Here is a 12,121-nt window from a genome sequence, read left to right as displayed (position 1 = left end):
CTATCTATTTCTACGCGGGTATCCGGCAATATAAGTTCTTGTAAATCCGATTTCAGTTGGTTGAGTATACGATCGTTGATGTTAAAATCAGTAGTGTTTTCTGTTTTGAGATCGAGATTTCTTCCTCCTCCAAAAATAACCCGGTTCTCATAGTTTCTAAAATAGTAATAGCCCTCGTCATAATGATAAGTTCCTTTGAGCTTTAACCCCTCAATTGGCTGAGTAACTAACACTACTCCTCTTCCCGGCTCCAGATCGGCATGGGGAAAGAAATATCGGGTAAAAGCATTAGTGCAAAACACCAACTGCCCAGCCCTCAACTTAGGGCCATTGGCCAGCGCCACCTCTACACAACCCGACTGCTCCTCAAAGGCAACTACCTGAGCACCGGTCATCACCTCCACTCCTTTGGAGGTCGCAAGAGCCGTAAGTCGTTTCATCATTCGCCCTGAATGAATCTGAGCTTCAAAAGGGTTGAAAACAAGAGCCTCAACCCGGCTTTTAGGAAAACCAAAAGACTCAATCCGTTCATTGACCAACGAATAGACCGGCTGACCAAACAGGGGCTTAAGCAGAGTATTTACCCTATCCATTTGTTCCAGTACTCCTACTTCATTGGCACGAAGCAACTCATAGCCTCCATAATTTCTGAAGTCGATAGCCTCATCGGTCAGCCTCTGTCTCAGCAGTTGAAGCCCCTCCCACCGAAGTTGAACCAATTTCAACACTTCCTCTTCAGAAAGTTTTTCCAAATCAGCCGCAATCTCAGAAAGGCTACCAAAGCAGGCAAACCCTGCATTTTTAGTACTTGCTCCGGTTGGAAAATGTCCCCTCTCAAGCACCAGTACACGGGCATTGGGTAGTTTTTCCCGAATAGAAAGCGCAGTAGACAAACCCACAATACCGCTGCCTACCACTATATGATCATAACTAGTATAGAAATCTGACTCCCAAAAACTCAACATGCGCGGAAATTAAGCAAGAATGTATAAATTAAAACAAACTCTTCTACCCATGTTCGATACGGCTACTCTAATGGCGAAAGCCAAAACCTCTAAAAAACATCTTTCACTACTCAATTTTGGGTTGGCTCGAATGATTCCCTTCAACAAACCTCATGGCTTTCGTATTAAGTCGCTAACCGATTTTGGCGTAGACATTCATATACCGTACAAAAGGGCCAACTTCAATCATATAAAAGGAATCCACGCCTGTGCTCTAGCCACAGCCTCCGAATACTCCACCGGACTGGTACTGCTCAATTGTCTGGGGGCTAAAAAGTATAGAGTTATAATGCAAAAGCTGGAAATGGATTATCACTACCAAGCCAAGATGGAAACCACCGTAAGTTTTGCCATTAGCCAGGAATGGCTGCAAAAAGAGGTCATTACCCCTTTAGAAAAAAATGAAGCCGTGGTGGTGTGTTGCGAGGTTAAGGCTCATGATAAAGAAGGAAACCACCTGACTACCGGCAGAATTTACTGGCAAATAAAAGAGTGGTCTAAAGTAAAAACTAAGGTTTAACCACTGATATAAAAGAAGTTACAGAAGCACCTCTCGCCAACTAATTTCATGGAAACTGACCATTAACCCCATGAAACAAGTAATTCTATCATTAATGGCTGGCTTGCTCATAATAGCCTGCCAGCCCGGTTCAACAGACAGTAAAGCAAGTAACACTTACTATTTGGTAACTAAACTGGGCAACGACACCCTGGCCATTGAGCGAATTAGTAAGTCTGGCCACCAGTTAGAGGCCGATGTGGTATTGAGGAGTCCGAGAATCAGCCTCACCAGCTACAGCATAGAGTGGGACGATAGCAACCGCCTCATTGCCATGGAAGCCACCACCTACGAAGATGACTTTTCTAATTCGGAACAAGGCCGTGTTGTTCAGGAAATAAGTGCCAGTGGCGATAGCCTTAAGATAACTGCTCAGGGACGCAACGGTGCGGTTACATATTCTATGGCCAATGACGGCACATACCTGCCATTCATAGACATGGTGCATTGGCCGTACGACATAGCCTTCAATAGAGCCAATAACTCGGCTGCCGATTCCATTCATCAATACCTGCTTACAGGCAGAAGAGCTTCAGACTTTATTATTCACCGTACCCAACCCAACAATTACACACTCAGACACCCCAGCCGCGGAGTGATGTATGTAAAAACCAATGCATCAGGAGACTTGATAGAGCTAGACGCCAAAGAAACAACACGTAAACTGATTGTTGAGCGCGTGGCCGAACTAGATTTTGATGCACTGACCAAGCGATATTTGGCCATAGACGAAAAAGGCTCTCCATTTGGCACTCTATCACCAGCACGCGAAGCCGAATTTAGCTTTGGCGGCTCCGACTTTAAAGTGACCTACGGTTCTCCTCAAAAACGTGGAAGAGAAATTTTTGGAGGCATAGTACCCTATGGCAAAGTATGGAGAACCGGAGCCAATGCCGCCAGCCACTTTTCTACAAGCAAAGACTTATACATAAACGGGCAAAAAATTCCGGCCGGAGAATACACCCTTTTCTCCATTCCTGAAGAAGAAGGTGGCACGCTCATCATTAACCAACAAACCGGACAAAACGGCCAAGCCTACGATCAATCACGAGACCTTATGAGAGTACCCATGCAACGCGAAAATAATGCTGAAACCATTGAAGACTTTACTATCCAGGTGGTAGAAACCAAAGACGGAGGCAGTTTAGAACTCTTATGGGATAGGACAATTTATTTTGTAAATTTCACTTTTAGATAAGAAGAATAAAAGGGCCAAAAAAAGTAGTATTTTTTATAAATACATTTTTTTGCCGTTGACAACTGTTTTCCATCTGATCCCTTCTAAAAATCGGCTTTTAGTCTTTCTAAAAGCCGATTTTTATGTTGCTACAGATTATTTTTTTCTCGCTAGTTTTTCTAACTTCACCTTGTTCTTAACGAACAAACACCACCTAAACACTAAATGTTATGCGAACTGATAGTTTGCCTTTCTTGTCATTATTTGGCAGCAGGAAAAGGAGAAAGCTCTATTATTTGGGCAAGGAAGACTTCTACCAGTCCAGAAATGCCCTCAATGTTTCATCGGCCTTTAACTTTCATAGCCGAGACACCAACCAAAGCTATTCTACAGAAAAACACATTAGGTTTTATGGAGTAGAATTTGGCAAAACCCAAAAAGAAATAAGAAGGCTGTTTGGCAAGCCAAACTTTGCACAAAAAAAGGGTCTCCCCCTCGATACTCAGATTACGCTCTTCTATAAACTTAATGTGAAGGGCATTAAGTGTATACTTCAAATGCACCTTTACAGAGACCAGCTCTTTTTTGCTCAAATACAGCTTACCGACAGTAATGCTCAAATCAAAAAGGTGTTTCTGGAATTATTCCGAATGAAATACAAAGTGAATGAGCTGGACTGGAACAACAACCTCAAAGACGCGGACGATAACCGCATAGCCTTGCAAGACGATATAGTGCCCAAGGCCTCCTATTTCACCGGAAACAAGGCCCTGTGGCAAGAGATACGAAGCGAGCTTAGCAGCAAAGAAGAGGCAGAGAACTCGTGGGATATAGACATTAAAAAAATTGCTCTCAAGTGGAGCTAAAAACACCCTTACACCTAAACACTTATCACAAAAAAAGCTAGCCTGATGGGCTAGCTTTTTTTTATCCTGCTGTCTCATCACCTAAGGCTCTTTGAATTTAGCCACAAAAAAAGTCGGCCTCAACCCTGTGCACGAGTAAAAAAGCACAACCAAAAGAGAGCAACCGTTTGCATCAGAATTAGGCTACGGGCGTTTGATAAGCCCATATATTTTTCTTTATTTTCATTAAGGCATAAAGGCCAATACCCTTTGAGTTTTAACTACTTCGCCTCATTTACACCAAAAAACAATCATAAAATGAAATCCGGTCAAAGACGTGTTGTCATCGAAAACGTTTCCCCTGAAATCAATTGCGGGCAACATGCCGCCAAACGAGTGGTAGACCAAGTGTTCGAAGTCTCGGCCGATATTCTGGCCGATGGACACGATGTGCTCAATGCCCATATCAAATACAAACACGAGAAAGCCAAAACATGGAAATACTCCTCCATGCAACATCGCGACAACGACCGATGGGTAGGGGAATTTCAGGTAGACAAACAAGGGCTTTACCTCTATACCGTAGAAGCCTGGGTAGATTATCCGCTCACCTGGCAACACAACATCGAGCGCAAAATAGCCGATAACCAACATGTTGACGTAGAACTTCTGGATGGAATTCAGTACCTGAAAGAGGCCAAAAAGAAAGACAAAAAAAATGCAACCTATCTGGAAGGACTCATTGAAATCTTCCAAAAACCCGAGGCTTACCAGCAGGCCATAGAAGAAGCAAGATCGGAAACACTCCATTCCATTTTCCTCCATAATCCGGTTAAAACCTTTGCTACTACCTACGAAAAGAACTTACCCCTCTACGTAGATCGTAAGAAAGCGCTTTTTAGCACATGGTATGAATTTTTTCCACGTTCCACGGCCAAAGAGCCGGGTAAGCACGGCACCTTTCAAGACTGTTTAGACGTGATTCCGTATGTGGCTAAACTGGGGTTCGATGTAATCTATTTCCCACCCATTCACCCTATTGGGTCCAACCACCGAAAAGGTAAAAACAACTCTACCACCGCTCAACCCGATGATGTGGGAGTGCCCTGGGCCATTGGCAATACCACTGGAGGACATAAGGATATTTTACCCGAATTAGGCAGCTTCGATGATTTTAAAAAAGTAATTGAAACGGCCGCCCAACATGGTATTGAAATAGCCATGGATTTTGCACTGCAATGCTCTCCCGATCACCCCTATGTAAAACAACACCCTTCCTGGTTCAAATGGCGTCCTGATGGAACCGTACAGTATGCGGAAAATCCGCCCAAAAAGTATCAGGACATTTACCCCATATACTTCGAATCGGAAGATTGGGAAAACATGTGGGATGAATTTGTAAGCATTGTACTCCACTGGAATGCGTTGGGTATAAAAATCTTCAGGGTAGACAACCCACACACCAAGCCATTTGGATTTTGGGAGTACCTCATTGCGGAAGTAAAGAAGAAAGACCCCGATGTGCTTTTTCTTTCCGAAGCCTTTACCAAACCTAAAACCATGCAACGTTTGGCTAAAATTGGCTTCACTCAGGGATACACCTATTATACATGGCGCAATAACAAGCAGGAGCTTATTGAGTACATGACCGAGCTCACCAGGGGGCACATGAAAGACTACTTCAGACCAAACTTTTGGCCCAACACCCCCGACATTAACCCGTGGATTCTTCAAGGAGGCAATGAGAACTTATATATTATTCGCCACATGCTGGCCGCCACACTTAGCTCCAACTTTGGCATGTATGGCCCCGTGTATGAGCAGATTGTGCACCAGGCAGTTATTGGCAAAGAAGAGTATTTGCACTCTGAGAAATATGAGGTGAAGCACTGGGATTGGTCCAAAACCAATAAACTCACCCGACTGATCGCCAGAATAAACCAAATAAGGAAAGACCACAAGGCTTTTCATTATACCAACAACATAGACTTTTGTACCATAGACAATGGCCAGCTTCTGGCCTATTTCAAACAAAGCGAAGACAAGAAAGATCATATACTCTGCGTGGTTAATCTTGACCCCTACAACCGACAAAGCGGTTGGGTGCAGGTACCCAGGCACAAAATGGGTATTGGCGGCACGCACCCCATGCGGGTAACCGATTTGGTTACGGGCAATAGCTACATATGGAACCAGGAATGGAACTATGTGGAGTTGGATCCTTACCAACTCCCCTATCACATATTTACCATCAACTACTAAGCCATGGCCAACACCACCACATCCTTCGATACCGCCTGGACCGAACATTTTCGGAACGATAGCTTTCGGCACAAGCTGAGTAGCGAAATATTACCCTCTTACATGATGGGTACGCGGTGGTACGCGGCCAAAAGTCAAAAGGTAAAAACCTGCCGGATAGAGATGGCCATGCCTTTCTCTATTACCAACCACCAAACGGCCTTCTTCATTACCATTGAGGTCAACTTTGCAGCAGGCTTCACCGAGTATTATTTTATGACTCTGGCTTTTGTAAAAGACCGTTCAGCGGTAGATCATGAAATAGCCATTGTTCATTCCCTTTCAATAGAAGCGCATGAAGGAGTTATTGTTGATGCGCTATACTTCGAACCATTTCGAAAAGCCCTGTACCATCAAATCCTCTCCCAGAAAAGTATAACCGATGGCCACACCAAGCTAAGCTTTGAACGCGGCAAAGTATTGCGCAATAGCCCTCCCTATGAATCTTCCAAAGTAATGGGCTTCGACCAAAGCAATACCTCCATAGAATACAACGGCAAATACTTTTTTAAGGCCTACAGAAGACTTTTTCAAGATGCCAATCCCGATCTGGAAATTACCAAGTTTCTATCTGATGAGAGCCATTTTGAAAACAGCCCGAAGTATGGTGGTAGTATAAGCTGGGTTAAAAATCAATATGCCGTACTTTCCATAGGTATAATTCAGGAACGCATTGATAATGTGGGCGAAGCATGGAACCATACCCTCGACATGATGAAGGGGTATTTTGAACGTATTGAAGCCACCTCAATTGCCCCCAAAGACATCGAAGACATTCCCAATTTCGAGCTTAGAGAAACAGAGGCCCTCAGGTCTGACTTTCGTTTGCTCATAGGTGACGATGTATTGCAAAAAGTAGAACGCATGGCCCTTAGAGTGGCACAAATGCACATTGCCCTATTTAGCAACAAAGTAGACACCAAGTTTAACCCTATTCCATTCAATGGCGATTACACCGTATGGCTCAAAAACAGAATCATCTACCAACTCAATGCCCGCTTTATTTTGGTTGAAGAAAACCTGAGTAAACTCAAAGGCCTTGCGCGTCAATATGCCGAACTGTTTGTGGCATCGAGAGAAAAAATTACTACCCAGTTTCTGGCCTTTGAAGAAACACGACTCAACTCCAGCCGCATTCGTATACATGGCGACTTGCATCTGGGGCAGATTCTTATGACCCCGAATGACGACTTCTACATAATTGACTATGAAGGCGAACCGGAAAGCACCATTCGCGATCGCAAGGTTAAGCAAACTCCGCTTAAAGATGTAGCCGGTATGCTTCGTTCGTTTCACTACGGTATTTACGCGGTTATTTTCGATGAAAAATCCAAACATAAGCTGTCTGTTGAAGATCGCTTTTTGGTAGGTGAAAAGTACTACAGAGCTCTCTCGGCAGTTTTTCTCAATAGCTATGTAAAAGAGGCCATGGCCAATAACCTGGACATTGGCTACGAAAGCGAAATCCGATACCTGCTGCAATACCATCTGCTGGAAAAAGCAGTATATGAAATAGGCTATGAGTTGAAGGCCAGGCCCGATTGGGTAATAATTCCGCTAACAGGAATAAAGCAGATTTTAGACGAATTATCATGAAAGAACATCAATACGTAAGTGCTCATTCGCTAATGACCGATTTTGATAGCGACCTGTTTAAGTCGGGCAAACACTTTAGACTATACGAAAAGCTGGGATCGCATATCATCGAATATGAAGGCAAAAAAGGGACTCTCTTTGCGGTTTGGGCTCCCAATGCCCGTAAGGTTCAGGTAATTGGTGATTTCAATTTCTGGAACGGTGAAGGCTACGAACTTTACCCTCGCTGGGACGGCACCGGAATTTGGGAAGGTTTTGTAGAGAGTATAGGAAAAGGCACAGTATATAAATACAAGATACACTCCAACCAAGAAGGACAAGTACTGGAAAAAGGCGACCCCTTTGCCCTACATTGGGAAGTTCCGCCCAAAACAGCCTCTCTGGTATGGGAAGCCAATTATAAGTGGAAAGACAAGGCCTGGATGAAAGCCCGCAAAGAACGCAATGCGCTCAACAGGCCCTACGCTGTATACGAAGTGCACTTGGGCTCGTGGAAACGCAAGGCCAATGGCCAATCGCTTACGTATAATGAGCTGGCCAAAGAATTGGTACACTACGTAAAAGAAATGGGCTATACTCATGTTGAGTTTCTGCCCATTATGGAGCACCCTTTCTTTGGATCATGGGGCTACCAGTGTACGGGCTATTTTGCCCCGACCTCTCGCTACGGCACCCCCGAAGAGTTTATGGCCATGATAGATGCCTTCCATAAGGCAGAAATTGGGGTAATTCTAGACTGGGTTCCCTCCCACTTCCCCAACGATGCACACGGCATTTATACGTTCGATGGCACCCACTTATACGAACATGCCGACCCGCGGCAGGGATATCACCCCGACTGGAGTTCATATATCTTCAACTATGGCCGCAACGAGGTGCGTGCTTTTCTCATTAGCAGTGCCGGTTTTTGGTTAGATGTGTGCCATGCAGACGGTCTTCGGGTAGATGCCGTAGCCTCTATGCTCTACCTTGACTATTCGCGAAAAGAAGGTGAGTGGATTCCTAATCAGTACGGGGGGCGCGAAAATCTGGAGGCTATCTCTTTTCTTAAAGAACTTAACGAATACGTTTATGCAAACTTTGAAGGCGTACAAACCATTGCCGAAGAGTCTACCGCATGGCCATCAGTTTCGCGCCCAACCTATATTGGAGGCCTGGGTTTTGGCATGAAATGGATGATGGGCTGGATGCACGACACACTCGAATATTTCAAAAAAGACCCTTTTTACAGACAATACCATCAAAACAACATAACCTTTAGCCTGAACTACGCCTTTACGGAAAACTTTATGCTTCCCCTCTCTCACGATGAGGTAGTTCATGGAAAGGGGCCATTAATTGACCGAATGCCGGGCGATGAATGGCAACGTTTTGCCAACTTGCGATTGCTCTATGCCTATATGTATACCCACCCCGGAACCAAACTGGTGTTTATGGGAGGAGAGATAGGTCAAACCACAGAGTGGAAGCACGACTACTCAATAGACTGGCATTTACTAGACCATTCTCCGCATCGGGGGATTCAGGCACTTACCCAAAGTCTCAACCAATTGTACCGGCAAGAACCGGCCCTTTTTGAGCACAGCTTTTCGGCCGAAGGGTTTGAGTGGATTGAACTGAACGACTACCACAATTCAGTAATTAGTTACCTCAGAAAAGGCCACAAAGAATCTGATAACCTGGCCATAGTCTGTAACTTTACCCCCGTGGTAAGAACCGGCTACCGCATTGGCATAAATGGCGGCACCTGGCAGGAAATCTTCAACTCCGACAGCAAAGACTACTGGGGTAGCGGAGTTTCCAATGCCGGAGAACTGGTTTCTGAAGCACACCCTCACCATGGAAGACCAAACTCGCTGGAGCTTACCTTACCTCCGCTTTCGGTCATTATTTTAAAGCAAGTGCCCACAAAGGGCACTAAGAAAATCAACAAGAAGAAGTAGGTCTGCTACATGGAAAAATATTTATGTATTCACGGGCATTTCTATCAGCCCCCAAGAGAAAATGCCTGGCTCGAAAAAATTGAAATTCAACCCAGTGCTTTCCCTTACCACGATTGGAACGAGCGCATTACCAGAGAGTGCTACTACCCCAATGCCTTTTCCAGAGTGCTCAATGACGAGGGAAAGATTATAGATATAGTCAACAACTACTCCAAAATCAGTTTCAACTTTGGACCAACATTGCTCTCCTGGATGGAGCAACACGCCCCCGTTACCTACCAGGCCATACTCGATTCCGATAAGCAAAGTCAGAAAAACTTTGGTGGCCATGGTTCGGCCATGGCGCAGGTATACAACCATATGATTATGCCTTTGGCCAACAGGCGCGACAAGGAAGCCCAAATTATTTGGGGCATTGCAGACTTTAAAAAACGCTTTGGGAGAAACCCGGAAGGCATGTGGTTGGGCGAAGCCGCTGTTGACACAGAAACATTGAGCATAATGGCTGCCCAGGGCATAAAATTTACTCTTCTCGCACCCAGACAAGCCGCCCGTTTTAGAAAAATTGGAGAAGACAACTGGACAGAAGGCATTGACCCTAACCAACATTATTGGTATAAACTGCCCAACGGTGAGCGCATAGCACTCTATTTTTACGATGGCTCCAGGTCTCAGAATGTAGCTTTCAAGGGAGTTTTAGGCAACGGAAAAGCCTTTGCCCAAGACCTTATGGAAGGCTATAGAGGCCAGAAGCGTGAATTGGTACACATAGCCACCGATGGAGAAAGCTATGGCCACCACCACAAAAATGGAGACATGGCCCTGGCCTACTGTCTGCGATATATCGAAGAAAACCAACTGACTCAGCTGACCAATTATGCCCAATACCTGGCTATGTTTGAGCCCGAACATGAAGTTCAAATTCATGAAAACAGCTCCTGGAGTTGTGTACATGGAGTAGAACGCTGGCGATCTAATTGCGGCTGCCATACCGGTGGCGAAGGACACTGGCATCAGAAGTGGCGAGAACCATTGCGTCAGGCACTGGACAATGCCCGCCAAACCATGATCGCTATTTTCGAAAACGGATTAAGCAATCTGGTTCAAGATCCCTGGGCCATGCGCAATGAGTACATCGAAGTAATTCTCGATAGGTCTAAACCCAACCTAAACAAATTTTTGAAACGGCATGTAGGTCGTAAACTAACCGATGAAGAGCGCACACACACCATGCGCATGTTGGAAATGCAGCGCAATGCCATGCTCATGTATACCAGTTGTGGTTGGTTCTTCAACGATATTTCAGGTATTGAAACCTTACAGATACTGCAATATGCCTGTCGTGCCATTCAGTTGGGCGAAAGCGAGTCGGAGGTAAGGTTTGAAGACCAACTACTGGAAGACCTTGCCAAAGCCGAAAGCAACGTACCGGGCCAGGGAACGGGAAAAGACATTTACCTGAAACACATAAAACCTTACCAACTCTCCCTTACACAGGTAGGAATGCACTATGCGGTAGCCTCTCTTTTTGCAGACTATCCTCAAAGCCTTACAGTGCTCAATTACGACTGCAACAGCATATTCTTTGAGCGCAAAAGTGCAGGAATGCAAAAACTCGCCTACGGCACCACTCAGGTGAAATCTAAGGTAACCACCTCCAAGAAGGAATTTAGCTTTGTGGTGCTCTACCTGGGGCAACACCACCTCATAGGTGGCACTTCCAGAAGACTCTCTACCGAAGAATTTGTTCCTATCTCCGATGCCCTCAATGCAGCTTTCGAACGCAGCAACGTAGCCTCGGTGGTAGACATTATCAAAGCCAGCTTTAAAACCCACACCTTCTCCTTCTTTGGTATGTTCAAAGACGAGCAAATGAAACTCGTGAATCAATACCTGGCCCAAAGCGAAGAACTGGCCTATGATAGTTATAGAAAAATCTACGATCGCAACTACAACATTCTGAATGTAATGAAGGTAGAAAACCTTCAAATTCCGCCAACCCTCAAACAGAATATTGAAGACGTAATTAATATTGAGTTCAAAGACCTGCTTAGCAACGGCCATTTCAGCATTCAAAAAATGGACGAACTGTGTGACGAAGTGCTCAAGTGGAATATAAAACTGAACGAAGACCTGCTGAATGCCCGACTCAATGATAAACTCTACGAAATGTTCACCGAGTTTTTGTTCGATCTTTCCAATCAACAAATTCTTAAAGACATTTTGGCCACCATTCGGCTATATAAAAAGGTGAAGCTAAACCCCATTTTGGTAAACCTGCAAAACAGTGTGTTCGAATTGAGCAGATCGATCTACGCAAAAAACAGACCGATTGCCGAGAATGACAATGGCCTGATGGACACGCTGGAAGAAATAGCCCGGGAAATCAACATGGACCTAAGCTACATAAAACAGCAGGTGGCCCGATAAGATTAAAATTTCTACTGAAAATTAGATAATTCGAGAGCTGAAGCTTAACAATCCGCCTTTTTAAAGGAACCCTAAGCCTGCCTGACCAGACGAGCAAGTACGGGGCAGTTCATTAGGGTCAGAATTTCACTTTTACCGTTCCAGGTATACACATTGTGTATATGCAATCGAGCTTTTGTTAATTAACCTGAGTTCGATGTAAGAAAGGAACGTCATACCGGAAAAACAGGCCTTAAATTCTCAAAAAGGCCTGTTTTATCCGGTAT

Annotated in this window: 8 protein-coding genes; 7 read left to right on the top strand and 1 reads right to left on the bottom strand. The window is 44.7% G+C overall.

Features of this window, described 5'->3' with window-relative positions; all coding sequences use genetic code 11:
- Positions 1 to 965, bottom strand: a 965-nt coding sequence (locus B3763_RS13470; protein WP_286747240.1) for an NAD(P)/FAD-dependent oxidoreductase, incomplete at its 3' end; no start/stop codon positions are given.
- Between the two features lie 19 nt (positions 966 to 984).
- Here B3763_RS13470 and B3763_RS13465 point away from each other — a divergent pair.
- The 7 genes from B3763_RS13465 to B3763_RS13435 all read left to right on the top strand — a co-directional run bounded on the left by B3763_RS13465 (position 985) and on the right by B3763_RS13435 (position 11,855).
- Complete coding sequence (locus tag B3763_RS13465; RefSeq protein WP_286747238.1) at positions 985 to 1,524, top strand: DUF4442 domain-containing protein; 540 nt, start codon at positions 985 to 987, stop codon at positions 1,522 to 1,524.
- A 70-nt stretch (positions 1,525 to 1,594) separates the two neighbouring features.
- Positions 1,595 to 2,761 (top strand): DUF2911 domain-containing protein, encoded by a 1,167-nt coding sequence (locus B3763_RS13460; protein ID WP_286747236.1) that lies wholly within the window; start codon positions 1,595 to 1,597, stop codon positions 2,759 to 2,761.
- 209 nt (positions 2,762 to 2,970) lie between these two features.
- The gene (locus B3763_RS13455; RefSeq protein WP_189629661.1) at positions 2,971 to 3,606 is read left to right on the top strand and encodes a hypothetical protein; all 636 of its coding nucleotides are present in this window, start codon (positions 2,971 to 2,973) and stop codon (positions 3,604 to 3,606) included.
- Between the two features lie 297 nt (positions 3,607 to 3,903).
- Complete coding sequence (locus B3763_RS13450; protein ID WP_286747235.1) at positions 3,904 to 5,847, top strand: alpha-1,4-glucan--maltose-1-phosphate maltosyltransferase; 1,944 nt, start codon at positions 3,904 to 3,906, stop codon at positions 5,845 to 5,847.
- Positions 5,848 to 5,850: 3 nt separating this feature from the next.
- Positions 5,851 to 7,482 carry a hypothetical protein gene (locus B3763_RS13445; protein WP_286747233.1) on the top strand — a complete coding sequence of 544 codons (1,632 nt, stop codon included), beginning with the start codon at positions 5,851 to 5,853 and terminating at the stop codon, positions 7,480 to 7,482.
- On the top strand, positions 7,479 to 9,425 hold the full coding sequence (gene glgB / locus B3763_RS13440) for a 1,4-alpha-glucan branching protein GlgB (RefSeq protein WP_286747231.1): 1,947 nt from the start codon (positions 7,479 to 7,481) through the stop codon (positions 9,423 to 9,425). Before B3763_RS13445 ends, glgB begins: the two co-directional genes overlap by 4 nt.
- Before the next feature lie 9 nt (positions 9,426 to 9,434).
- The gene (locus B3763_RS13435; protein ID WP_286747229.1) at positions 9,435 to 11,855 is read left to right on the top strand and encodes a DUF3536 domain-containing protein; all 2,421 of its coding nucleotides are present in this window, start codon (positions 9,435 to 9,437) and stop codon (positions 11,853 to 11,855) included.
- The last annotated feature ends 266 nt before the right edge of the window (positions 11,856 to 12,121 follow it).

The organism is Roseivirga sp. UBA1976 (assembly GCF_002336325.1).
Lineage (GTDB): Bacteria > Bacteroidota > Bacteroidia > Cytophagales > Cyclobacteriaceae > Roseivirga > Roseivirga thermotolerans.
Note: the sequence above shows the minus strand (reverse complement) of the source record. Positions and strands in the feature narration are given on the sequence as shown.

Excerpts from the sequence above, each read along its gene's own strand:
- B3763_RS13465 (WP_286747238.1), top strand. The coding sequence starts at position 985 with ATGTATAAATTAAAACAAACTCTTCTACCCATGTTCGATACGGCTACT.
- B3763_RS13460 (WP_286747236.1), top strand. The coding sequence starts at position 1,595 with ATGAAACAAGTAATTCTATCATTAATGGCTGGCTTGCTCATAATAGCC.
- B3763_RS13455 (WP_189629661.1), top strand. The coding sequence starts at position 2,971 with ATGCGAACTGATAGTTTGCCTTTCTTGTCATTATTTGGCAGCAGGAAA.
- B3763_RS13450 (WP_286747235.1), top strand. The coding sequence starts at position 3,904 with ATGAAATCCGGTCAAAGACGTGTTGTCATCGAAAACGTTTCCCCTGAA.
- B3763_RS13445 (WP_286747233.1), top strand. The coding sequence starts at position 5,851 with ATGGCCAACACCACCACATCCTTCGATACCGCCTGGACCGAACATTTT.
- glgB (WP_286747231.1), top strand. The coding sequence starts at position 7,479 with ATGAAAGAACATCAATACGTAAGTGCTCATTCGCTAATGACCGATTTT.
- B3763_RS13435 (WP_286747229.1), top strand. The coding sequence starts at position 9,435 with ATGGAAAAATATTTATGTATTCACGGGCATTTCTATCAGCCCCCAAGA.